The organism is Enterobacter soli ATCC BAA-2102, assembly GCF_001654845.1.
In the GTDB taxonomy this organism is placed as follows: Bacteria; Pseudomonadota; Gammaproteobacteria; order Enterobacterales; family Enterobacteriaceae; genus Enterobacter; species Enterobacter soli.
Window position 1 is genome coordinate 104873 of the sequence record NZ_LXES01000002.1, and the last position, 23860, is coordinate 128732.

The 23860-nt window shown below is 55.2% G+C and carries 25 protein-coding genes and 1 pseudogene; 6 read left to right on the plus strand and 20 right to left on the minus strand.

Features of this window, described 5'->3' with window-relative positions; all coding sequences use genetic code 11:
• A complete protein-coding gene (locus M987_RS00755; protein WP_041162115.1) occupies positions 1 to 348 on the minus strand; it encodes a nitrous oxide-stimulated promoter family protein in 348 nt (115 codons plus the stop codon).
• 176 nt (positions 349 to 524) lie between these two features.
• Between M987_RS00755 and M987_RS00760 the strand changes: the two genes are divergently transcribed.
• Together M987_RS00760 and mutS are read left to right on the plus strand one after the other, a co-directional pair.
• Positions 525 to 755: a SymE family type I addiction module toxin gene (locus M987_RS00760; protein WP_014071537.1), complete on the plus strand. Its 231-nt coding sequence runs from the start codon at positions 525 to 527 to the stop codon at positions 753 to 755.
• A gap of 113 nt (positions 756 to 868) precedes the next feature.
• Positions 869 to 3430, plus strand: coding sequence for a DNA mismatch repair protein MutS (gene mutS, locus M987_RS00765; RefSeq protein WP_014071538.1), 2562 nt, complete (start codon positions 869 to 871; stop codon positions 3428 to 3430).
• Between the two features lie 92 nt (positions 3431 to 3522).
• On the opposite strand, the gene M987_RS00770 is transcribed toward mutS, so the two are convergent.
• From M987_RS00770 to M987_RS00780, 3 genes are read right to left on the minus strand one after another with little or no spacing between them, the layout of a single operon-like run.
• Positions 3523 to 3744 (minus strand): non-oxidative hydroxyarylic acid decarboxylases subunit D, encoded by a 222-nt coding sequence (locus M987_RS00770; RefSeq protein WP_014071539.1) that lies wholly within the window; start codon positions 3742 to 3744, stop codon positions 3523 to 3525.
• Positions 3745 to 3754: 10 nt separating this feature from the next.
• Complete coding sequence (locus M987_RS00775; protein ID WP_014071540.1) at positions 3755 to 5182, minus strand: non-oxidative hydroxyarylic acid decarboxylases subunit C; 1428 nt, start codon at positions 5180 to 5182, stop codon at positions 3755 to 3757.
• Positions 5172 to 5774: a non-oxidative hydroxyarylic acid decarboxylases subunit B gene (locus tag M987_RS00780; RefSeq protein WP_014071541.1), complete on the minus strand. Its 603-nt coding sequence runs from the start codon at positions 5772 to 5774 to the stop codon at positions 5172 to 5174. The genes M987_RS00775 and M987_RS00780 overlap by 11 nt, the downstream gene beginning before the upstream one ends.
• A 171-nt stretch (positions 5775 to 5945) precedes the next feature.
• On the opposite strand from M987_RS00780, the gene M987_RS00785 reads away from it, so the two are divergent.
• Together M987_RS00785 and M987_RS00790 are read left to right on the plus strand one after the other, a co-directional pair.
• Positions 5946 to 6353 carry a MarR family winged helix-turn-helix transcriptional regulator gene (locus tag M987_RS00785; protein ID WP_014071542.1) on the plus strand — a complete coding sequence of 136 codons (408 nt, stop codon included), beginning with the start codon at positions 5946 to 5948 and terminating at the stop codon, positions 6351 to 6353.
• A 2-nt stretch (positions 6354 to 6355) separates the two neighbouring features.
• A complete protein-coding gene (locus M987_RS00790; protein ID WP_014071543.1) occupies positions 6356 to 6733 on the plus strand; it encodes a DUF4440 domain-containing protein in 378 nt (125 codons plus the stop codon).
• A gap of 52 nt (positions 6734 to 6785) precedes the next feature.
• Here M987_RS00790 and rpoS read toward each other — a convergent pair.
• A pseudogene (gene rpoS / locus M987_RS00795) lies at positions 6786 to 7779 on the minus strand (RNA polymerase sigma factor RpoS).
• A gap of 59 nt (positions 7780 to 7838) precedes the next feature.
• Positions 7839 to 8912 carry a murein hydrolase activator NlpD gene (gene nlpD, locus M987_RS00800; RefSeq protein WP_342626524.1) on the minus strand — a complete coding sequence of 358 codons (1074 nt, stop codon included), beginning with the start codon at positions 8910 to 8912 and terminating at the stop codon, positions 7839 to 7841.
• Here nlpD and M987_RS25195 point away from each other — a divergent pair.
• Positions 8854 to 8985 carry a peptidase gene (locus tag M987_RS25195; protein WP_306674094.1) on the plus strand — a complete coding sequence of 44 codons (132 nt, stop codon included), beginning with the start codon at positions 8854 to 8856 and terminating at the stop codon, positions 8983 to 8985. The genes nlpD and M987_RS25195 overlap by 59 nt on opposite strands.
• A 94-nt stretch (positions 8986 to 9079) precedes the next feature.
• Here the strand turns inward: M987_RS25195 and M987_RS00805 are convergent, their stop codons facing one another.
• The 11 genes from M987_RS00805 to cysG all read right to left on the minus strand — a co-directional run bounded on the left by M987_RS00805 (position 9080) and on the right by cysG (position 17867).
• Entirely contained in the window at positions 9080 to 9706 is a 627-nt protein-coding gene (locus M987_RS00805) for a protein-L-isoaspartate(D-aspartate) O-methyltransferase (protein WP_014071545.1), read from the minus strand.
• Complete coding sequence (surE, locus tag M987_RS00810; RefSeq protein WP_014071546.1) at positions 9700 to 10461, minus strand: 5'/3'-nucleotidase SurE; 762 nt, start codon at positions 10459 to 10461, stop codon at positions 9700 to 9702. Before surE ends, M987_RS00805 begins: the two co-directional genes overlap by 7 nt.
• On the minus strand, positions 10442 to 11491 hold the full coding sequence (truD, locus tag M987_RS00815; RefSeq protein WP_014071547.1) for a tRNA pseudouridine(13) synthase TruD: 1050 nt from the start codon (positions 11489 to 11491) through the stop codon (positions 10442 to 10444). The genes surE and truD overlap by 20 nt, the downstream gene beginning before the upstream one ends.
• Positions 11488 to 11967, minus strand: coding sequence for a 2-C-methyl-D-erythritol 2,4-cyclodiphosphate synthase (gene ispF, locus M987_RS00820; protein ID WP_014071548.1), 480 nt, complete (start codon positions 11965 to 11967; stop codon positions 11488 to 11490). Before ispF ends, truD begins: the two co-directional genes overlap by 4 nt.
• Positions 11967 to 12677 (minus strand): 2-C-methyl-D-erythritol 4-phosphate cytidylyltransferase, encoded by a 711-nt coding sequence (gene ispD, locus M987_RS00825; RefSeq protein ID WP_014071549.1) that lies wholly within the window; start codon positions 12675 to 12677, stop codon positions 11967 to 11969. Before ispD ends, ispF begins: the two co-directional genes overlap by 1 nt.
• 19 nt (positions 12678 to 12696) lie before the next feature.
• Entirely contained in the window at positions 12697 to 13008 is a 312-nt protein-coding gene (gene ftsB, locus M987_RS00830) for a cell division protein FtsB (RefSeq protein WP_003862095.1), read from the minus strand.
• A gap of 167 nt (positions 13009 to 13175) precedes the next feature.
• Positions 13176 to 13502, minus strand: coding sequence for a DUF3561 family protein (locus tag M987_RS00835; protein ID WP_014071550.1), 327 nt, complete (start codon positions 13500 to 13502; stop codon positions 13176 to 13178).
• A 58-nt stretch (positions 13503 to 13560) separates the two neighbouring features.
• Positions 13561 to 14166 (minus strand): adenylyl-sulfate kinase, encoded by a 606-nt coding sequence (gene cysC / locus M987_RS00840; RefSeq protein WP_014071551.1) that lies wholly within the window; start codon positions 14164 to 14166, stop codon positions 13561 to 13563.
• A complete protein-coding gene (gene cysN / locus M987_RS00845; RefSeq protein WP_014071552.1) occupies positions 14166 to 15590 on the minus strand; it encodes a sulfate adenylyltransferase subunit CysN in 1425 nt (474 codons plus the stop codon). The genes cysC and cysN overlap by 1 nt, the downstream gene beginning before the upstream one ends.
• A 9-nt stretch (positions 15591 to 15599) precedes the next feature.
• Positions 15600 to 16508: a sulfate adenylyltransferase subunit CysD gene (cysD, locus tag M987_RS00850; RefSeq protein ID WP_008499613.1), complete on the minus strand. Its 909-nt coding sequence runs from the start codon at positions 16506 to 16508 to the stop codon at positions 15600 to 15602.
• A 9-nt stretch (positions 16509 to 16517) separates the two neighbouring features.
• Entirely contained in the window at positions 16518 to 17867 is a 1350-nt protein-coding gene (gene cysG, locus M987_RS00855) for a siroheme synthase CysG (protein ID WP_162271211.1), read from the minus strand.
• A 246-nt stretch (positions 17868 to 18113) separates the two neighbouring features.
• On the opposite strand from cysG, the gene M987_RS00860 reads away from it, so the two are divergent.
• Entirely contained in the window at positions 18114 to 19157 is a 1044-nt protein-coding gene (locus M987_RS00860) for an aminopeptidase (RefSeq protein WP_014071554.1), read from the plus strand.
• 108 nt (positions 19158 to 19265) lie between these two features.
• Here M987_RS00860 and cysH read toward each other — a convergent pair whose 3' ends face one another.
• From cysH to cysJ, 3 genes are all read right to left on the minus strand, one after another.
• Positions 19266 to 20000, minus strand: a complete 735-nt coding sequence (gene cysH, locus M987_RS00865) for a phosphoadenosine phosphosulfate reductase (RefSeq protein WP_014071555.1) — start codon at positions 19998 to 20000, stop codon at positions 19266 to 19268.
• 76 nt (positions 20001 to 20076) lie between these two features.
• Positions 20077 to 21789 (minus strand): assimilatory sulfite reductase (NADPH) hemoprotein subunit, encoded by a 1713-nt coding sequence (cysI, locus tag M987_RS00870; protein ID WP_014071556.1) that lies wholly within the window; start codon positions 21787 to 21789, stop codon positions 20077 to 20079.
• Positions 21789 to 23594, minus strand: a complete 1806-nt coding sequence (gene cysJ / locus M987_RS00875; protein ID WP_014071557.1) for an NADPH-dependent assimilatory sulfite reductase flavoprotein subunit — start codon at positions 23592 to 23594, stop codon at positions 21789 to 21791. The genes cysI and cysJ overlap by 1 nt, the downstream gene beginning before the upstream one ends.
• Positions 23595 to 23860: the final 266 nt, after the last annotated feature.

The window sequence follows — 23860 nt, forward strand, 5'->3', positions numbered from 1 at the left end:
TTACTGTTTTTTCGGCCGGTATTTTTCCGGTAATTCAGGAACCGGGCGACGATCGTCAATCAGATGGCGGATAGTCAGGATGGGGTGTCGCCAGAGCATTCGCGGCCCGGCCCAACGCATCACCTGCTTCATCTCTTCACGTTTTGCCGGCTGGTAGCAGTGGACAGGGCACTGCTTGCAGGCGGGCTTCTCCTCACCGAAGACACATTTATCCAGGCGTTTATCTGCATAAGCATTAAGCGCCTGATAATGCCCCTCTTCTTTCAAAGCCTGTGGGCACTTGTTTTCATACAGCGCGATCATTTTAGCGATCGTCTCTTTTTCTCGTGCGATGCGTTTTCCAGACATGGCGGATCACCCAACAATAACGTGCATTTATAATACCCTTTTATGCTCCCGATTTCAGCCGTTGCATTCCATTTGCTGAAGACGCCTTCCAGTTTTACGCCTGCCCGCCGCAATATTTACTGGTATTTTATACAGTAAATATCATCGTCACGTTGTGCTTAACTACCGGAGCGCGTATGCAAGAGATCGCTATCACCAAACCCTATCGCCACTTAAAGGTCGGTTACTTCAGAAAGCGTCACGAAGACCGTAAAACAAAAATCCCGACCCGCTATAGCGTCCACGCAGCGCTGAGCCTGAAAGGGGACTGGCTGGAAAAAGCCGGATTTACCACAAACTCTCAGGTAAGAGTGGGCGTTGAACATGGAAAAATCGTCATTGAGTTAATGGCGGAAGGCGTCTCGTAAACACGCGACATTTTTCTGCGCCACGCCATTTTTTCATGCGACAATAGAGGGAACTAACGGCCAATGAGCCGCTCAAAGCTCAATATTATCAAAGAAATGGATATCATAACTCCATGACCACAATCGACAATTTCGACGCACATACACCGATGATGCAGCAGTACCTGAAGCTTAAAGCTCAGCATCCGGAAATCCTGCTTTTTTATCGTATGGGCGATTTTTACGAGCTTTTTTATGACGATGCGAAACGCGCATCGCAGCTGCTCGACATCTCCCTGACCAAGCGTGGCGCATCGGCAGGTGAACCTATCCCGATGGCGGGTATTCCGCATCACGCGGTTGAAAACTACCTGGCGAAGCTGGTGAACCAGGGCGAATCCGTCGCCATTTGCGAACAGATTGGCGACCCGGCCACCTCAAAAGGTCCGGTAGAGCGTAAAGTCGTGCGCATCGTCACGCCCGGGACCATCAGTGATGAAGCGCTGTTGCAGGAGCGCCAGGATAACCTGCTGGCCGCCCTCTGGCAGGACGGCAAAGGTTTTGGCTACGCCACGCTGGATATCAGCTCCGGGCGTTTTCGCCTGAGCGAACCGGCAGATCGCGAAACGATGGCGGCCGAATTGCAGCGCACAAACCCGGCGGAGCTGCTTTATGCTGAAGATTTTGCGGAAACATCGCTGATTGAAGGTCGTCGTGGATTACGCCGTCGTCCTTTATGGGAATTCGAAATTGATACCGCCCGTCAGCAGCTAAACCTGCAATTTGGTACGCGTGACCTGATCGGTTTTGGCGTTGAAAACGCGCCGCGCGGCCTGTGCGCTGCGGGTTGCCTGCTGCAATATGTGAAAGATACCCAGCGTACTGCCCTGCCGCATATCCGCTCAATCACCATGGAGCGTCAACAGGACAGCATCATTATGGATGCCGCGACGCGCCGTAACCTGGAGATCACCCAGAATCTGGCGGGTGGCGTGGAAAACACCCTTGCTTCGGTGCTCGACAGCACGGTGACCCCGATGGGCAGCCGAATGCTCAAGCGCTGGCTGCACATGCCAATCCGCAATACGGAAACGCTGATCGGCCGCCAGCAAACCATCGCCGCCTTGCAGGACCGCTTTAGCGAATTACAGCCGGTGCTGCGCCAGATTGGCGATCTGGAACGTATTCTGGCGCGTCTGGCCTTGCGCACAGCGCGCCCGCGTGATTTGGCGCGAATGCGTCACGCCTTCCAGCAACTGCCTGAGCTGCGCGCTCAGCTTGCAGAAGTGAACAGCACGCCGGTGCAAAAGCTGCGGGAAACCATGGGCGAGTTTACAGAACTCCGTGAACTGCTCGAACGCGCCATCATTGACGCGCCACCGGTACTGGTGCGCGATGGCGGTGTTATCGCCCCGGGCTACAACGAAGAGCTGGACGAATGGCGCGCGCTGGCAGACGGCGCAACGGATTACCTTGATAAACTGGAAATCCGCGAGCGTGAGCGTTTGGGCCTCGACACCCTGAAAGTGGGCTATAACGCGGTTCACGGATACTATATTCAGATCAGCCGTGGCCAGAGCCATATGGCACCTATCCACTACGTGCGCCGCCAGACGCTGAAAAATGCCGAGCGCTACATCATCCCTGAACTGAAAGAGTATGAGGACAAAGTTCTCACCTCGAAAGGCAAAGCGCTGGCACTGGAAAAACAGCTGTATGACGAGCTGTTCGACATGCTGATGCCGCACCTTGCCGACCTGCAATTAAGTGCTGGCGCGCTGGCAGAACTGGATGTGCTGGTGAACCTGGCAGAACGTGCCGATACGCTTAACTACACCTGCCCGACCTTTACCGACAAACCCGGCATTCGCATTACCGAAGGGCGTCACCCGGTGGTGGAACAGGTGCTGAACGAGCCATTCATCGCCAACCCACTGAGCCTGTCACCGCAGCGGAGAATGCTGATCATTACTGGCCCGAACATGGGCGGTAAAAGTACTTATATGCGCCAGACTGCGCTGATTGCGCTTCTGGCCCATATCGGCAGCTACGTTCCGGCGCAAAAAGTAGAGATTGGCCCGATTGACCGCATATTTACCCGTGTGGGTGCCGCGGACGATCTGGCAAGCGGGCGCTCAACCTTTATGGTGGAGATGACCGAAACGGCCAACATCCTGCATAACGCAACGGAACACAGCCTGGTGTTGATGGATGAAGTAGGACGAGGTACCTCAACCTATGACGGCCTGTCACTGGCGTGGGCGTGTGCTGAAAACCTGGCGAACAAAATCAAGGCGATGACGCTGTTTGCGACCCACTACTTTGAACTGACTCAACTGCCAGAAAAAATGGAAGGCGTGGCAAACGTCCACCTCGATGCGCTGGAGCACGGTGATACCATCGCCTTTATGCACACCGTGCAGGATGGCGCAGCCAGCAAGAGCTATGGTCTGGCCGTTGCGGCGCTGGCTGGTGTGCCGAAAGAGGTCATCAAACGTGCACGTCAGAAACTGCGTGAACTGGAGAGCTTATCACCCAACGCTGCGGCGACGCAGGTTGACGGTACGCAGATGTCACTGCTAATGCCTGCGGAAGAGACGTCACCCGCTATGGAAGCACTGGAAAATCTCGACCCGGATTCTCTGACGCCGCGTCAGGCGCTGGAGTGGATTTATCGGTTGAAGAGTCTGGTTTAGTTCTCTGCGGTCTGTTTTGCCGGGTGGCGGCTTCGCCTTACCCGGCCTACAAAACCCGTATGCCCGGTAAGCGCAGCGCCACCGGGCTTTTTTTACAGCAGCGGCGGAATGGTCGGCACCTGCGGTGCGTCATCAATATCCTTCTGTGTCATTCGAAACGCTTCCGGATAGTGCTCACGGCTGGTACGGCGTAGCGGTTCAGTATCACGCCAGGTATACAGACAATGCTGGCACTGGTAGACAGTCCAGACATCCTTCACCGGGGATGTCGCCATCACTTCAATATGCTCATCGGCACAACGTGGACAAATCATGTTTTCCTCCTTATTGGCGAGCTGCGAGCATCGCGGTCAGTTTTTCAGCCCAGGCTTTGGTTTCAGGTAAATCTTGTACCGGCTGGCTATAGTGGCCACGGTTGTCCGGTGCGACAGGCGTGGTGGCATCGATGATCAGCTTGTCGGTGATCCCTGCCGGGCTGGAGCCAGGGTCAAGTTCAAGCACCGACATGTTTGGCAACTGCACCAGGTCCCCCGCAGGGTTAACTTTCGATGACAGCGCCCACATCACTTGCGGCAGATTAAACGGATCGACGTCCTCATCCACCATAATCACCATCTTCACGTAACCCAGGCCGTGTGGCGTGGTCATGGCACGTAACCCCACGGCACGGGCAAAGCCGCCGTAACGCTTTTTGGTGGAGATAATCGCCAGCAGACCGTGGGTGTACATGGCATTCACCGCCTGCACTTCCGGGAATTCAGCTTTAAGCTGCTGGTAGAGCGGCACGCAGGTTGCCGGGCCCATCAGGTAGTCAATTTCCGTCCACGGCATCCCGAGATAGAGCGATTCAAAAATGGGTTTAGTGCGATAAGAGACTTTATCAATACGTACGACGGTCATATTACGGCCACCGGAATAGTGGCCGGTAAATTCACCGAATGGCCCCTCGATTTCGCGTTTTCGCCCCTCAATCACCCCTTCGAGGATAACTTCCGAGCCCCACGGCACGTCGAACCCGGTCAGCGGTGCGGTCGCGATGGGATACGGGCTTTCACGAAGCGCGCCTGCCATTTCGTATTCCGACTGGTCGTATTTCAGCGGCGTTGCCCCCATCAGGGTAATAATCGGATCGTTGCCCAACGTGATCGCAATCGGCAGATCCTCCCCGCGCTCTTCCGCTTTATGCAGATGCAGAGCGATATCGTGCATAGGAACAGGTTGCAGGCCCAGTTTGCGCTTGCCCTTGACCTCCATACGGTAGATCCCGACGTTCTGCTTACCGAAATGGTCCGGGTCAAGCGGATCGCGTGATACCACGCAGGCTTTATCAAGATAAAAACCACCGTCGCCGTCGTTCAGGCGAAACAGCGGCAGAATATCGAACAGGTTAATATCCTCGCTATCCACCGTATTTTCGGCCCACGCCGGGTTAGCGCGGCGCTCAGGTGCAACGGGGAATTTATCCCAGCGGCGAATAAATTCGTCTATCTGGCTCTTCACCGGCGTATTTGCTGGCAGCCCCATTGAAATCGCATGGTTTTGCCAGGAGCCGATGGTGTTCATCACCACGCAGGCGTCGGTAAAACCGCGAATATTGTCAAACCACAGTGCAGGTGCGCCGTCGCCAATACGCCCGGTGGCGTTGGCCGCTGCCGCCAGATCGGGTTCAGCGTTGACCTCTTCCTCAATTTTCAACAGCTGCCCTTGCTCATCGAGCGCCTGGAGGAAGCTTCTCAAATCATCAAATGCCATCTTTGTTCTCCTGTGAAAAATGTCTGGCCTCCTGCAACCCGTTCCAGCGGCGCGCTTTTTTGTGCTCCAGACCAAACTGGTCAAGCACACGCGTCACAATATGCTGGGTAATGTCATCGGCGGTTTGCGGGTGGTTGTAATACGCGGGCATGGGCGGCACCATTGCCACGCCCATACGGGAAAGTGCGAGCATGTTCTCCAGATGGATCGTGCTGAGCGGGGTTTCACGCGGAACCAGCACCAGCTTGCGTCCCTCTTTCATCACCACATCAGCAGCACGGCCCACCAGCCCTTCGGCGTAACCTGCGCGAATACCGGCAAGGGTCTTCATGCTGCATGGAATAACAATCATGCCGTCGGTGCGAAATGAGCCGGACGAGATAGTCGCGGCCTGGTCGGCCGGGCTGTGGACAACATCTGCGAGCGCAGCAATATCCTGAGCGGAATACGGCGTTTCCAGCTCAATGGTTGTTTTTGCCCACTTCGACATCACCAGATGCGTCTCCACTTCTGGCATATCGCGCAGCGCCTGAAGCAGCGCCACGCCGAGCGGTGCGCCAGTCGCCCCTGTCATCCCAACAATCAATTTCATGCTTAACCTCGCCATTTCGTTCGCATACGAACATATTATGTAAACTACGCCCGGATCCTTAACCTGACAAGATCGTTCGCACACGATCACACAAAATGTTAAAAATGGCCGCGTTAAATTCTCCGGAGATAACGGATATTATAGAGACGTCATTTTTATGCCGGAGAGTTCATGGAACTGAGACAAGAAGCGTTCCACCTGTTACGTCAGCTTTTTCAACAGCATACTGCCCAATGGCAGCAAGCATTACCGGAGCTCACTAAGCCACAGTATGCGGTGATGCGCTCTGTGGCCGAAAACCCGGGTATCGAGCAGGTGGCCCTGACCGAAGTTGCAGTCAGCACTAAAGCCACACTCGCAGAAATGCTGAGCCGCATGGAAACGCGCGGGCTGGTGAAACGCGAGCACGATCCTGCGGACAAGCGCCGTCGTTTCGTCTTTTTGACGCCAGAAGGTGAAGCCCTGCTTGAAAGCAGCAAACCCGTGGGCAATCGCGTTGATGAGGCATTCTTAGGACGCTTAACCGATAACGAACGCCAGCTGTTCGCCGCGTTGATCCACAAGATGATGAAGGAATAAGCATGACACATTACGAAAGCGAAATTATCGATGCGCATGTCGCCATAGAGGACTGGTTTGGCCGGGGTGAAGGGGATTTTGCCGCACTGCTCTCCCGCTTCCGCCAGGACTTTATGATGATTGCCCCAAGCGGCGCGCACTTTGATTACGCGGCGCTGGCAAGTTTCTTTGAAAGCCTGGGTGGAAGCCGTCCGGGTCTGAAAATCGTCATTGATGAGTTAACCACGCTGCAAACCTGGGACAACGGGGCGGTGCTTCACTACCGTGAAACCCAGACGCGCCCGGACCTGCCCGTCAACGTGCGCTGGTCAACCGCGCTGCTTAATCAGGATGGCGATCGGATCGTGTGGCGCCTGTTACACGAAACCGCGCAGCCATAGCGCAAAAGAAAAAGGCCCGTCTCACGACGGGCCTTTTTTGACGAAAGGTTGCTTATTCGCGGAACAGCGCTTCGATGTTCAGTCCTTGCCCTTGCAGGATTTCCCGCAGGCGACGCAGACCTTCAACCTGAATCTGACGAACACGTTCACGGGTCAGGCCAATTTCACGGCCGACGTCTTCCAGTGTCGCAGCTTCATACCCCAGTAAACCGAAACGACGTGCCAGCACTTCACGCTGTTTGGCGTTCAGTTCGAACAGCCATTTGACGATGCTCTGTTTCATGTCATCGTCCTGCGTGGTGTCTTCCGGGCCGTTGTCTTTTTCATCGGCCAGGATGTCCAGCAGCGCTTTTTCGGAGTCGCCACCCAACGGGGTGTCAACTGAGGTAATGCGCTCGTTGAGACGCAGCATACGGCTCACGTCATCAACCGGTTTATCCAGTTGCTCGGCAATCTCTTCCGCACTTGGCTCGTGGTCCAGTTTATGGGACAACTCGCGCGCGGTACGCAGATAGACGTTCAACTCTTTGACGATGTGAATCGGCAGGCGGATCGTACGGGTCTGGTTCATAATAGCCCGTTCGATGGTCTGACGAATCCACCAGGTCGCGTAGGTGGAGAAGCGGAACCCGCGTTCCGGGTCAAACTTCTCTACTGCGCGGATAAGCCCTAAGTTGCCCTCTTCAATCAGGTCCAGCAAAGCCAGACCACGATTGCCATAACGACGGGCAATCTTCACGACCAGACGCAAGTTACTTTCAATCATGCGACGGCGTGAGGCTACATCACCACGCAAAGCACGACGTGCGAAATAGACTTCTTCTTCGGCCGTTAACAGTGGGGGAGTAACCGATCTCCCCAAGGTAAAGCTGAGTCGCGTCCAGTACACGCTGTGTGGCACCCTGCGATAGCAGCTCTTCTTCAGCTAAATCGTTATCACTGGGTTCCTCTTCTACTAAGGCTTTTTCGTCAAAAGCCTCTGCTCCGTTCTCATCAAATTCCGCATCTTCATTTAAATCATGAACTTTCAGCGTATTCTGACTCATAAGGTGGCTCCTACCCGTGATCCCTGAACGAGACACTCTGGCTGGAATGTCCCGTCAAATTATCGCTGCGGTAAATATTGCAGCGGGTTTACGGATTTCCCCTTGTAACGAATTTCAAAATGCAAGCGTGTAGAACTGGTACCGGTGCTACCCATAGTAGCTATTTTTTGCCCCGCCTTAACTTCTTGTTGTTCCCGGACCAGCATTGTATCGTTATGGGCGTAGGCACTCAGGTAATCATCGTTATGTTTTATGATAATAAGATTACCGTAACCGCGCAGAGCGTTACCGGCATACACAACGCGCCCGTCTGCGGTCGCGATGATAGCCAGTCCCTTACTCCCTGCGATATCGATCCCTTTATTCCCACCTTCGGTAGAAGAGAAGTTCTCGATAACCTTGCCGTCAGTTGGCCAGCGCCATGCAGAGATTGGCGAACTGGTGGACGTACTGCTGGCAGTCGGTTCGGTAGAGCTAACCACAGGTGCCGTAACCGGTGCTGTGACAGTCGTCGCAGTCCCTTTATTATTCGGCAACATTTTGTTAGCACTCTGATCACCTGAATCCTCAGAATACGTAATTACTGGTTGCGAAGCAACCACTGTGCTGGATTTTTGTGCAGGCTTCACACTGTTGTTTTGCGCAGTCACGTCGGCCGCTGAAACCGTGTTGCCAGGCGTGAGTGGCGTACCTGTCGCGTTGCCGACCTGGAGCGTTTGCCCCACTTCCAGACCATACGGCGCCTGTACGTTATTGCGCTGCGCCAGGTCACGGAAATCGTTCCCGGTGATCCAGGCAATATAGAACAACGTATCGCCGCGTTTCACGGTGTAGGTGCTGCCACCGGTATAGCTGCCTTTCGGAATATTCCCGTATTTTCGGTTATACACGATGCGGCCATTTTCGGTCTGCACCGGTTGTTCCACAGGCTGAATCTGTGTCGGCTGCGAAACCGGGCGCTGAACGGGCTGAATTTGCGGCGTCTGTTGAACCGTTGATGTGCCCATTTTAGGTGGAGGGGTAATCAACATTCCGCCGGACGTACTACCCGAGCTGCTGTTCCCGCCTACGGAGCTGACCGGCGCAGGTGCATTACCAGAACTTGAACAGCCTGCCAGCCATAGCGAAACCAGCGATAATGCCGCAACACGGCTGATGGTGAATTTTGGGCTTCCCGCGCTCATTTATCCCCCAGGAATGTGTTAACTACCAGTGACTTAAAAATAACCGTGATGGCACGAACCTTTTGCGCCACACCATACGCTGAATTTGCCTTAATAACCCTGGATAATTCTGAGTCTCAGGCCAGTTCTCCCTTCACAAGAGGCACAAAGCGCACGGCTTCCACAGTATCGATAATAAACTCGCCGCCACGCCGACGAACACGCTTCAGAAGCTGTTGTTCATCACCCACGGGCAGGACAAGAATGCCGCCTTCATCCAGCTGCGATAAGAGTGCTGCCGGGATCTCAGGCGGCGCTGCCGTCACGATAATGGCGTCAAACGGGGCGCGAGCCTGCCAACCCTGCCAGCCATCACCATGACGTGTCGAAACATTATGTAAATCAAGTTGTTTCAGGCGACGACGCGCCTGCCACTGTAAACCTTTAATTCGCTCGACCGAACAGACATGGTGAACCAGATGCGCCAGGATCGCGGTTTGATAACCCGACCCGGTGCCAATCTCCAGCACGCGGGATTCTGGCGTCAGCTCCAGTAATTCCGTCATGCGCGCCACCATGTAGGGCTGCGAAATAGTCTGGCCCTGCCCGATAGGCAGCGCCACATTTTCCCACGCTTTGTGTTCAAACGCCTCGTCTACAAATTTCTCACGCGGAACCTGGGCGAGCGCATCCAGCACATGCTCGTCAGCGATCCCCTGAGCGCGTAATTGTTCCAGAAGAGTTTGTACACGTTTGCTTACCATTGCGTGTTCACTCCAACGCGATCCAACCAGCCCGACACCACATCATGCGCGTTATAAGCGGTTAAATCTACGTGCAATGGCGTAACCGAAACGTACCCTTCATCCACCGCGGCGAAATCGGTATCCGGCCCGGCATCGTGTTTTTCGCCTGGCGGGCCAATCCAGTAAAGCGTATTACCACGCGGATCCTGCTGCGGGATCACCTGATCGGCCGGATGGCGGCTCCCGCAACGGGTTACGCGAATACCTTTGATTTCATCCAGAGGCAGGTCAGGAACGTTGATATTGAGAATACGGCCCGTACGCAACGGTTCACGGTTGAGCGCGCGCAAAATGGAACAGGTGACTGCCGCTGCCGTGTCGTAATGCTTGTGGCCGTTTAACGAGACCGCCAGTGCAGGAAATCCCAGATGGCGGCCCTCCATTGCGGCAGCAACCGTGCCGGAATAGATAACGTCATCACCCAGATTCGGGCCAGCATTGATACCGGATACGACGATATCCGGGCGCGGGCGCATAAGCGCATTCACGCCCAAAAACACGCAGTCCGTCGGCGTGCCCATCTGGACAGAAATGTCGCCATTTTCAAAGGTAAAGGTACGAAGCGACGACTCCAGCGTCAATGAGTTAGACGCCCCACTGCGGTTACGATCGGGCGCCACAACCTGCACATCGGCAAATTCACGCAGGGCTTTCGCCAGCGTCTGAATGCCTGGGGCGTGGATCCCATCATCGTTACTCAGCAATATTCGCATAGTCACCCGACGTGTTGATAAGTTCCCTGACAACACTGGTGGCAAAGCTACCTGCCGGCAGCCAGAAGCGTAACTCGACGGTTACGTCATCCCACCAGTTCCAGCTCAGCTGTTGCGGGTAGAGCAGCATCGCGCGGCGTGCTGCTTCGACTTTTTCCCGCACCAGCAATGATTGTAATTCTGGCGCATCCGCCACGGCGGACTGCTCAGCAACCAGCGCTTCTCCCTGAGTTCCCCACTCGCCCGTGCCGGGCAATGCAGCAGTAATCATCAGGGATTTGGCCTCCACGCGCGACTGCACATCGGCCATTTCTTCGGCCGTTGCCACAAACCAGCTCCCGCGTCCCGCTAATTGTAGCGCATCGCCGACAACAACTTGATTCGCGTCCGGTTTTTTCAGTCTTTCGCTCACAATCTGATTAAACAACGCGCTTCGGGCTGCCGACAACCAAAAACTGCGTTTATTCCTGTCACGAACCGGGGCATCGCTTTGCGCCCAGCGCAGCGCGCCCTGAAGGTTACTGCCACCGATACCGAAACGCTGCGCACCAAAGTAGTTCGGCACGCCCTGCTCGCTAATGGCATTCAGCCGTTTTTCAACGTCGTCGCGGTTCGTGACCTCACGCAGTACCAGCGTGAAGTCGTTACCTTTCAGCGCCCCCAGACGCAGTTTGCGCTTGTGACGGGCATATTCCAGCACTTTACAGCCTTCAAGCTCAAATTTGCTTAAATCCGGCATCCCGTTGCCCGGCACGCGCGCGCAGAGCCATTGTTCGGTGACTGCGTGTTTATCTTTTTGGCCGGCAAAGCTCACTTCACGGGCGTGGATTTTCAAAAATTTAGCCAGCGCATCCGCCACAAAGCGGGTATTGCAGCCGTTTTTCAGGATGCGAACCAGGATGTGCTCGCCTTCCCCATCCGGTGCAAAACCTAAATCCTCGACGACGACAAAATCTTCCGGGCTGGCTTTCAGCACGCCGCTACCCTGAGGTTTGCCGTACAGGTACGTCAGGTTGTCGAAGTCTGTCATTTTGCCGCCTTCACCAGAAGCGCCACGGCCTCACAGGCGATACCTTCACCGCGGCCGGTAAAGCCGAGTTTTTCGGTGGTGGTGGCTTTAACGTTAACGTCATCCATATGGCAGCCCAGATCTTCGGCAATGAATACGCGCATCTGCGGGATGTGCGGCAGCATTTTGGGCGCCTGAGCGATAATCGTCACATCGACGTTGCAAAGGCTGTAGCCTTTGGCCTGGATACGGCGCCAGGCTTCGCGCAGCAGCGCTCGGCTGTCAGCCCCTTTGAACGCAGGGTCGGTGTCCGGGAACAGTTTGCCGATATCGCCCAGCGCGGCAGCGCCCAGTAGCGCATCGGTTAATGCGTGCAGCGCCACGTCGCCATCAGAATGCGCCAGCAGCCCTTTTTCATAAGGAATACGTACGCCGCCAATGATAATTGGGCCTTCTCCGCCAAAGGCGTGTACATCAAAACCGTGTCCAATTCGCATTATGCCTTCTCCTGATGGGTCGAACGGGTAAGATAAAATTCCGCGAGCTGTAAATCTTCAGGACGTGTCACTTTTATATTATCAGCACGTCCTTCAACAAGCGTTGGGTGAAAACCGCAATACTCCAGCGCCGAGGCTTCATCAGTGATGATCGCACCTTCTTTAAGCGCACGCGTTAAGCAATCGTGGAGTAACTCGCGGGGGAAAAACTGCGGCGTCAGCGCGTGCCACAAATCAACGCGCTCAACGGTATGGGCGATAGCCTGTTTGCCCGGTTCAGCACGTTTCATGGTGTCGCGCACCGGCGCGGCCAGAATACCGCCTACCGTACTTGTTTCGCTCAGCGCCAGCAGGCGTGCAAGGTCGTCCTGATGCAGGCATGGGCGCGCGGCGTCATGCACCAACACCCACTGCGCGCCTGCGGCAGCCTGAATGCCCGCCAGCACAGAGTCGGCGCGCTCTGCGCCGCCATCAACAACGGTAATTTGCGGGTGATTCGCCAGCGGCAGTTCAGCAAAACGAGCATCGCCGGGGCTGATGGCGATAACGACGCGCGTCACCCGTGGATGCGCCAGCAGCGCCGCCACGGAGTGCTCAAGGATCGTTTTATCGCCAATTGAGAGGTATTGCTTTGGACATTCTGTCTGCATACGCCGGCCGAAACCTGCGGCTGGCACCACGGCGCATACGTCCGAAAAAGTAACTGCCATGTCGTAATCCTGGGCCTGATTATCGATTGTTTTGTGCTGAGCCCTGATTGCGTTTAGACGCATCCGGTACCAGACGATAAAACGTTTCGCCCGGCTTAGTCATGCTGAGTTCATTGCGTGCGCGTTCCTCAATCGCCTCTTGCCCGCCATTGAGGTCATCAATTTCAGCAAAGAGTTGATCGTTTCGCGCCTTAAGTTTGGCGTTTGTTGCCTGCTGAGCCGCGACATCATCGCTCACCCGGCTATAGTCGTGTAGGCCGTTCTTACCGAACCACAGCGAATATTGCAGCCAGACCAGCAAAGCCAGCAACAGCAGCGTTAGTTTACCCATCCTGCCCCCTGAAAAACGGCATCATCATCCCATAACTTTCCCCGGGACTCTTCGCCGGGGTTACAGAGATGCCGCAACATCGCGGGCAAATGTACCACATTTTTTCCGCAGAATCGCCCTGCACAATATCGTCACACAGTTGGTTACGGTTTGAATTATGGCTGAAGTTAGCCCATGAGCCACAAAAATAACAGACCAAACATCAAGACCACCGTCACAATCGTGACGATAGCACTATATAAGAGTTTGCCATTGAGTAGCGAATGAAGCGCAATGCCGACCACGACAGCAACGGGCATCAGCGCAAGGAAGAAAGGCCAGGTGTAGAGAAAGAAGAACAGCGTGTTACCGCCGTAGATAAGAAAAGGGATACCCAGCGCCAGCAACCACGCGACGAAGCCGACTATGGCCCCAGGAAATGACCAGGTCGTCTCGTCGTCGGTCGATAACGGCTCCGACCCGGTGGTGATAATGAAGTTTTCACTGTTGCGCATAGCTAATCCTGTGACCATGACTCATCGTTCGGGAAGACAGCTCCCGAACGATACCGTCTCAGGATCTGATAATATCGTCCCGTCTGAGCAGGTCTAATAATTGGCTCACTAAATTTGTTACCAATTGTTGACCTTCCAGGTGAATCTCTGGGGATTCAGGCGCTTCGTATACAGAGTCAATTCCGGTGAAGTTTCGCAGCTCACCCGCCCGGGCTTTTTTGTAGAGTCCTTTTGGATCGCGTGTTTCGCAGATTTCCAGCGGGGTATCAACAAACACCTCGATAAAGCGATCGTGACCCACGCGCTCGCGCACCATCTGGCGCTCGGCACGATGAGGCGAGATAAACGCGGTCAGCACCACCAGCCCGGCATCGGCCATCAGGCTCGCCACTTCTCCGACCCGACGGATATTCTCTTTACGATCTTCATCGCTGAACCCTAAATCGCTGCACAGGCCGTGGCGCACGTTGTCACCGTCCAGCAGGTAAGTACTCACCCCCTGCTGATGTAACGCCTCTTCCAGCGCTCCCGCAACCGTGGATTTCCCCGAGCCAGACAGCCCGGTAAACCACAGCACAACCCCACGATGACCGTGGAGTTGTTCACGCTGAGCGACCGTCACCGGATGAGGATGCCAGACGACGTTCTCATCATGCGCTGCCATTACTTGCCTCCCAGCAGATCGCGCGCGCCCCAGTGCGGGAAGTGCTTACGCACCAGTGCATTCAGCTCCAGCTCAAATTCGCTAAATTCGGAGGTTACCGTGGCCTTATCATTTGGCTCACGCACCATCCCTGCTCCCACGGTGACGTTAGAGAGACGGTCGATAAAGATAAGCCCACCGGTCACCGGGTTCTGCTGGTATTGATCCAGCACCAGCGGCTCGTCAAAGGTGAGATCCACCAGGCCGATGCCGTTCAGCGGCAGCTCTGCCACTTCACGCTGCGTCAGGTTGTTGATATCCACCTGGAACTGAATCCCGTCCACGCGGGCACGGGTTTTCTTGCCCGCGATTTTGATGTCGTAGCTTTGGCCGGCTTTCAGCGGCTGCTCGGCCATCCATACCACGTCCACGGCTGCGCCCTGCACAGCCGCCAGCGTTTCATGGGCATCCACCAGCAGGTCACCGCGGCTGATATCAATTTCGTCTTTCAGCACCAGAGTCACCGCTTCGCCAGCGCCTGCTTCAGGCAGATCGCCATCGAAGGTCACGATACGCGCAATGGAAGACTCCACGCCTGAAGGAAGCGCTTTCACACGTTGCCCGACTTTCACACTGCCAGAGGCAATCGTGCCGGAAAAACCGCGGAAATCGAGGTTCGGACGGTTAACGTACTGCACCGGGAAACGCATTGGCTGGGTATCGACCACACGTTGAATTTGAACGGTTTCCAGCACTTCCAGCAGCGTCGGGCCGCTGTACCACGGCATGTTCGCACTCTGGGAAGCCACGTTATCGCCTTCCAGCGCAGAGAGCGGCACAAAGCGAATATCCAGGTTGCCCGGCAGCTGTTCAGCAAAGGTCAGGTAGCTTTGGCGGATCTCGTCGAATTTCTCTTCGCTGAAATTCACCAGATCCATTTTATTGATCGCCACCACCAGGTGTTTGATCCCCAGCAGAGTGGAGATAAAGCTGTGACGACGGGTTTGATCCAGCACGCCTTTACGCGCGTCGATCAGCAGGATCGCCAGCTCACAGGTCGATGCGCCGGTGGCCATATTACGCGTGTACTGCTCATGTCCCGGGGTGTCGGCGATGATAAATTTGCGCTTTTCGGTAGAGAAGTAACGATAAGCGACATCAATGGTAATGCCTTGCTCGCGCTCTGCCTGTAAGCCATCCACCAGCAATGCCAGATCCAGTTTTTCACCCTGCGTGCCGTGACGTTTGCTGTCGTTGTGCAGAGAAGAGAGCTGGTCTTCGTAAATCTGGCGCGTGTCGTGCAGCAGGCGGCCAATCAGGGTACTTTTCCCGTCATCGACACTGCCGCAGGTCAGAAAGCGCAGCAGGCTTTTGTGCTGTTGCGCGTGCAGGTAGGCTTCAACGCCACCTTCATCAGCAATTTGTTGAGCAATAGTGGTATTCATGGCGGCTCCTTAGAAATAACCCTGACGTTTCTTCAGCTCCATGGAGCCTGCCTGGTCGCGATCAATCACGCGGCCCTGTCGCTCGCTGGTGGTGGACACCAGCATCTCCTCGATGATCTCCGGCAGCGTCTGAGCGTTAGATTCCACCGCGCCGGTCAGCGGCCAGCAGCCGAGGGTACGGAAACGCACCATCTGTTTTTTGATCACTTCGCCAGGCTGCAAATCAATGCGATCGTCATCGATCATCATCAGCATCCCGTCACGCTCCAGCACCGGGCGTTCAGCGGCCAGGTACAGAGGAACAATCTCGATATTTTCCAGATAGATGTACTGCCAGATATCCAGCTCGGTCCAGTTAGAGAGCGGGAACACGCGAATACTTTCGCCTTTGTTGATCTGGCCGTTGTAGTTGTGCCACAGCTCCGGGCGCTGGTTTTTGGGGTCCCAACGGTGGAAGCGGTCGCGGAAAGAGTAGATACGCTCTTTGGCACGGGATTTTTCTTCGTCACGGCGCGCGCCGCCGAAGGCCGCGTCAAAACCGTATTTGTTCAGCGCCTGCTTCAGCCCTTCGGTTTTCATGATATCGGTGTGTTTGGCGCTGCCGTGGACAAACGGGTTAATGCCCATCGCCACCCCTTCCGGGTTTTTATGCACCAGCAGCTCACAGCCGTAGGCTTTTGCGGTACGGTCGCGGAATTCGTACATTTCGCGGAATTTCCAGCCGGTATCCACGTGCAGCAGCGGGAACGGAAGCGTGCCCGGATAAAACGCTTTACGCGCCAGATGCAGCATCACGCTGGAATCTTTACCGATGGAGTACATCATCACCGGGTTAGAGAATTCGGCAGCTACCTCGCGGATGATATGAATACTCTCCGCTTCGAGTTGCCGCAGGTGAGTCAGTCGTTTTTGGTCCATAACCGTTCCTTAAGCCAAATTTATAACAGAAGCACCGAAGCCTTCTGTGTCGGTTGTGTGTTGAAACCAGGCGAGCGTGCTGTGCAGCTGCACCACTTCCCCCACCACAATCAGGGCGGGCATAGGGGCGTCTTTCGCAAGGTGTACAAGGTCTTGTAATGTGCCGGTGGCAACATGCTGGTCGACGCGCGTCCCGCGAGAGATCACGGCCACTGGCGTTGTCGCATCGCGACCATGCTGAATAAGCTGTTCGCTGATTTCCGCTGCTTTCATCGTGCCCATATAAATGGCCAGCGTTTGTCGGCTCTCGGCCAGATGCGACCAGTCAAACGGTGTGCTGTCGGCCTTGTAGTGGCCGGTCACAAAGGTCACGCTCTGAGCGTAATCACGGTGGGTCAGCGGGATACCGGCATAGGCTGTCACCGCTGAAGCAGCCGTAATACCTGGCACGACCTGGAAAGGTACGCCCGCCTCGGCAGCGGCCTGAAGCTCTTCCCCGCCGCGGCCAAAGATGAACGGATCGCCACCTTTCAGGCGCACCACGGTTTTACCTTCTCTGGCGGCTGTAATCAGCATCTGATTGGTATCGTGCTGAGGCACGGAGTGTTCACCGGCGCGTTTACCCACGCAGATTTGTTCGGCATCACGGCGGATCAGTTCGCGCACGCCGTCGCTCACCAGGTGGTCGTAAAAGACGACATCCGCATCCTGGAGCACCTGTAGGCCACGCAGGGTTAACAGCCCGGCATCACCCGGCCCTGCGCCGACCAGAATAATTTCACCGGTTCCGCTGCCGGGATTATCCAGTTCATCTTCCAGAATCTGCTGCGCGGCGGCTTCATTACCAGCGTGCATCAGGCTGGCAAAACGGCCACGAAAGACGCGTTCCCAAAAGCGACGACGCTCGGCCACGCTGGTCAGACGCGTTTTCAGATGGTTGCGCCAGTAACTGGCTTTCTCGGCCATACGCCCGAGGCTTGTGGGCAGCAGCGCTTCGATTTTTTCCCGCAGCACGCGCGCCAGAACCGGAGCCGTACCGCCAGAGGAGATAGCCACCAGCAGCGGTGAGCGGTCAACGATAGACGGGAAAATAAACGAGCATAAAGGCTGATCGTCCACTACGTTCACCAGACGGTAACGCGCCTGAGCGGCGTCGGAGATCCGCCGGTTCAGCTCGCGATTTTCGGTCGCCGCAATCACCAGCACGACGCTGTCGATTTGTGATTCGTCAAAATCCGCTTCTGCGACTACCCGCACCTGCGCCCCCGCGCGATGCAGAAACGCAATTTTGCGCTCGGCAATCTCACCCGTACCAACCACCAGCACAGGTCTGTCTTTTATGGCAGCAAATAAGGGCAGATAGTCCACAAGCACCAACTCACTAACAACCAGGAATAGTGGGACTATAGGGGGCGGTTTAGATCGAATGAAATTACGAATTGGAATGAGTAGTTACTCAATGGAATAACGCCATGAAAAAGCAAATATCAAAAAGTGCTTAACACACGAAATTTCGGGCATTTAAGAGCAATTCAAATTGTGTATACCGGGTCACAGTTTCATACTAAGCCAGTTAAAATTTTGCTCTGTTTTTAAGGACTCACTATGTTTTCCGCAACGCGCCACCGTATTGCTGCCCTGGCGCTCGGCGTTTGCTTTATCCTCCCCGCCCAGGCAAAAAATCCACCGTACGGCGAAATTGCCAGTACGCAGGCGCGGCATATTGCGACTGTCTTTCCTGGCCGTATGACCGGCACGCCAGCCGAGATGCTCTCCGCCGACTACATCCGCCAGCAGTTTGCCGGGATGGGATACCAGAGCGATATCCGGGCTTTTCACAGCCGGTACATCTATACCTCGCGCAACAACAGCAAAAACTGGCATAACGTGACCGGCAGTACGGTCATTGCAGCACATGAAGGCAAGAGCGCCCAGCAAATCATTATTATGGCGCACCTGGATACCTTCGCCCCGATGAGCGATGCCGATACCGACAATAACCTCGGCGGCCTGACGCTTCAGGGAATAGACGATAACGCAGCGGGTCTGGGCGTGATGCTCGAACTGGCCGAACATCTGAAGAATATCCCGACGAAATACGGGATTCGCTTTATCGCGACCAGCGGTGAAGAAGAAGGGAAACTCGGTGCTGAGAATATCCTTAAGCGCATGAGCCCTGAAGAGAAGAAAAACACCTTGCTGGTGATTAACCTCGATAACCTTATCGTCGGCGACAAACTCTATTTTAATAGCGGACAGAGTACGCCAGGCAGCGTGCGCAAATTAACCCGCGACCGGGCGCTGGCAATTGCCCGCAGCCAGGGCGTTTATGCCACCAGTAATCCTGGCGGGAACCCGGGTTATCCACGCGGAACGGGTTGTTGTAACGACGGTGAAGTGTTCGATAAAGCCGGCATTCCGGTACTGTACGTGGAAGCGACGAACTGGGGGCTGGGCAAAAAAGATGGTTATCAGCAGAGAGCCAAATCTAAAGCCTTCCCGAACGGAACAAGCTGGCATGATGTGAGGCTTGATAATCAGCAGCACATTGATAGCGCGCTACCGCAGCGTATTGAACACCGCAGTCGTGATGTGGTGAAAGTGATGCTGCCGCTGGTGAAGGAACTCGCGAAAGCGGGGAAAGCGTAGTGTGTTATTTTCCCCTCACCTCTGCCCTCTCCCCAAAGGGGCGAGGGTGAAAAGACGGTTCCGTGCAATCCCCTCTCCCCTATGGGGAGAGGGTTAGGGTGAGGGGAATCACCCTTCGTGCAATCCGCACTCGCGCTTCAGCCCAAAGAATCGCGTCTCTTCTTCCGCCATTCCCGGTTCCCATTTACGCGTGGTGTGGGTATCGCCCACCGACAGATAACCCTGGTCCCACAGCGGATGGTATTTCAGCCCGTGTTTTTGCAGATACTGATAAACCGTACGGTTGTCCCAGTCGATAATCGGCAGCACTTTGAATACACCGCGCTGAACCGCCAGCACTGGCAACGTGGCACGGCTACCAGACTGCTCGCGGCGTAAACCGGCAAACCAGGTCTGTGCATTCAGATCTTTCAGCGCACGGTTCATCGGCTCGACTTTGTTGATTTCATTGTATTTCTCAATGCCTTCAACGCCCTGCTCCCACAGTTTGCCGTAGCGCGCCTCCTGCCAGGCCGCGCTCTGCTCAGCGCGATACACCTTCAGGTTCAGCTTGAGCTTGTCCGTCAGCTCATCGATAAACTGGTAGGTTTCCGGGAACAGGTAGCCGGTATCGGTGAGGATCACCGGTATGTCCGGGCGGATCTGATTAACCAGATGCAGGCTGACCGCGGCCTGAATACCAAAGCTCGACGAGAGCACATAGTCACCCGGCAGATTTTCCAGCGCCCACGCCACACGCCCTTCGGCGTCCAGCTTTTCCAGTTGTGCGTTGGTTTCTGCCAGTGCCAGAATGCGTTCGACTTTTGGCAGTTCATTAAGGGCGTTTAGATCGAGTACGGACATAAAAACCTCGTTTGCCTGTTTTGCCGGGCAGCACTGCGTTTGCCCGACCTACAAAACCTGTAAAACCGTCGGGATGTTACTCCCAGAAATCCCGTGCGGGATCGAGCACAGGGCGAATGATGCCCGCACGCACCGTAAAGTCGCCGAAGCCTTCACCCGCTTCGCGCTCTTTCGCCCAGCGCCCGACAAGCTCGTCAACGGAATCAAGAATTTCTGGTTCCGTAATGTTCTCGCGATACATACGCGGAATACGCGTCCCCATCCGGTTACCGCCAAGATGCACGTTGTAGCGACCCGGCGCTTTACCCACCAGACCCAGCTCTGCCAGCATCGCACGGCCACAACCGTTCGGGCAGCCAGTCACACGCATCACGATATGCTCTTCCGGAATACCATGTTTTTCCAGAATCGCTTCCACTTTGTCGGTGAACGATGGCAGGAAGCGTTCAGCTTCGGCCATTGCCAGCGGACAGGTCGGGAATGACACGCAGGCCATGGAGTTTTCACGCTGCGGTTTCACCGCATTCATCAACCCATGATCGCGCGCCAGTTTCTCGATCTTCGCTTTCTGGCTTTCCGGCACACCGGCAATAATCAGGTTCTGGTTAGCCGTAATACGGAACTCGCCTTTGTGGATCTTAGCAATTTCCAGTAAACCGGTTTTCAGCGGACGCCCCGGATAATCCAGAATACGGCCGTTTTCGATAAACAGCGTCAGGTGCCATTTATTGTCGATGCCTTTTACCCAACCGATGCGATCGCCGCGACCGGTGAATTCGTAAGGGCGGATCGGCTCAAATTTGATGCCGGCGCGACGTTCCACTTCTTCTTTAAACGTCTCAACGCCCACGCGCTCCAGGGTGTATTTGGTTTTCGCGTTTTTACGGTCGGTACGGTTACCCCAGTCGCGCTGCGTGGTAACAACCGCTTCCGCCACCGCCAGCGTGTGCTCAAGCGGCAGGAAGCCGAACTCACTCGCCGTACGGGCATAGGTTTTCTTGTTGCCGTGCTCGATAGACAAACCGCCGCCCACCAGCAGGTTAAAGCCCACCAGCTTGCCGTTTTCCGCAATCGCCACGAAGTTCATGTCGTTAGCGTGCAGATCGATATCGTTCTGCGGCGGGATCACCACTGTGGTTTTGAACTTACGCGGCAGATACGTCTGGCCGAGGATCGGTTCTTCGTCTGTGGTGGCAACTTTTTCCTGATCGAGCCAGATCTCCGCATAGGCGCGGGTACGTGGCAGCAGGTGCTCAGAAATTTTCTTCGCCCATTCGTACGCTTCGGCATGAAGCTCAGACTCAAACGGGTTCGAGGTGCAGAGCACGTTACGGTTCATGTCGTTAGCGGTCGCCAGCGCGTCCAGCCCGACCGAGTGCAGCATCTGGTGTACCGGCTTCACGTTCTTTTTCAGAATACCGTGGAACTGGAAGGTCTGACGGTTCGTCAGACGGATGCTGCCGTAAATAGTGTTGTCATGGGCAAATTTGTCGATTGCCTGCCACTGTTTGGTGGTGATAACCCCACCCGGCAGGCGGCAGCGCAGCAGCATCGCGTGACGCGGCTCCAGCTTTTGTTCTGCACGTTCGGCGCGGATATCGCGGTCATCCTGCTGATACATACCGTGGAAACGGATCAGCAGGAAGTTGTCGCCTTTAAAACCGCCAGTCAGACCGTCATTCAAATCTTCGGCAATGGTGCCGCGCAGGTAGTTACTCTCAACCTTCATGCGCTCGGCATCAGTCAGTTTGCCTTCGACCACCAGTGGGCCAGGGTGTTTTTCGCTCATTAGTAGACATCTCGCTGATAACGGCGCTCTACGCGCAGCTCACTTAAATATTCATCCGCCGTTTCGGCATCCATACCACCGAATTCGGCAATCACTTCCAGCAAAGCCTGCTCAACGTCTTTCGCCATGCGATTAGCGTCGCCGCAGACATAAATGTGGGCACCGTCATTGATCCAGCGCCACAGCTCTGCGCCCTGTTCGCGCAGTTTGTCTTGTACGTATACTTTTTCTTTCTGATCACGCGACCAGGCCAGGTCGATGCGGCTCAGCACGCCTTCTTTAACATAGCGCTGCCATTCAACCTGGTAGAGGAAATCTTCCGTAAAGTGCGGGTTGCCGAAGAACAGCCAGTTTTTACCGGATGCATCGTCTGCCACACGCTGCTGCATAAAGGAACGGAACGGCGCAATACCGGTGCCTGGGCCAATCATAATGACCGGCGTTTCCGGGTTTGCCGGCAGACGGAAGTTGTCGTTGTGCTCGATAAAGACGCGAACTTCACCCTCTTCTTCGATACGGTCAGCCAGGAAACTGGATGCACCGCCTGCACGAGCACGGCCTTCGATGTCATAACGCACCACGCCCACGGTCACGTGGACTTCGCTTTCTACTTCCGCCTGCGAAGAGGCGATTGAGTAAAGACGCGGCGTCAGCGGACGTAACAGGCCAACCAGCGCTTCGGCATCCAGCTGCGCTGGTGCGAAACGCACCATATCAACAATCGGCGTAGTGGCCGCATAGTGCTGCAACTTCGCTTTATCGCCCACTAACGGCAGCAGGGATTCGCTGCGCGTTAAGGTGGCGTAATTCTCAACAATGTTGGCCGTGTTCACGGTCAGCTCAAAATGCCATTGCAGCGCTTCTGCAAGCGTCTGTGTTTTGCCTTCAACGGTGACCGTTTCGTCGCCTTTCAGCCACAGCAGCTCTACCAGCTCTTTCACTAATGCAGAGTCGTTTTGGTACCAGACACCCAGCGCATCGCCCGGCTGATAGCGTAAACCGGAATCGCCCAGGTCGATTTCGATATGGCGAACGTCTTTCTCTGAGTCGCGACCCGTGATCTTCTGATTCACCGACAGGCTTGCCGTCAGCGGCGCCTCTTTGGTGTACGGGCTAGTGTGAATATCATTAACGGCGCCAGTGGCGCTGAATGCTGCCTGCGCGGATGTCTCTTTCGGCACACGCGCTTTCAGCACCTCGACCACGCGAGAACGCCATTCCGCCGCCGCGGGCTGGTATTCCACATCGGCATCAACGCGGTCCAGCAGACGCTCAGCGCCCAGCTCAGCCAGCTTGCTGTCGAAGTCTTTACCGGACTGGCAGAAGAATTCATAGGAGGTGTCGCCCAGGCCAAACACGGCAAAGGCAGTGCCATCCAGTTTTGGTGCTTTCTTCGAGAACAAGAACTTATGTAGCGCCACTGCCTCTTCAGCAGGTTCGCCCTCGCCCTGAGTTGAAGCCACAACCACCAGCAGTTTTTCTGACGCGATTTGTTTGAATTTATAATCCCCGGCGTTAACCAGGTTCACGTTCAGTTTGGCGGCAAGCAGATCATCACGCAGCGCTTCGGCAACACGGCGGGCGTTGCCCGTCTGCGAGGCGGAGATAAGCGTAACAGCCGGGATCTCAACGGCAGCGGCAGGCGCGGCAACAACGGCCCCTGGCTGTTGGTTAAGCATTCCCCAGAAATAGCCGGACACCCAGGCAAGCTGAGTGGGTGAAAAATCAGTGGTGGCGGCCTGTAGGCGCGCCAGTTGCTCCGGGTTCAGGGGAAGCAAATTTGAAGGTGGGGCCTGTGTTGTCATGCGTCGTTATGTTCCAGTAGCAAAGCGGAATTTATGCAAAAAGACCAAACTAGAGATAAGGTTAACGGCGGGGATAATAACAATTAAAGAAGGGATGGAAATAATAAATAACCAAATGGACTAACCTGTTTTAGCTATCGTTCTTAACGATAAAACCGATTATCTAACCAATTGAAATATAAATACAAAAACCAGATAAAACGCTGTTCCCATCATCAATGAAGGTAAAGGCCGTTTTAGTTAATGCTAAAAAATGTGCTTTCCGG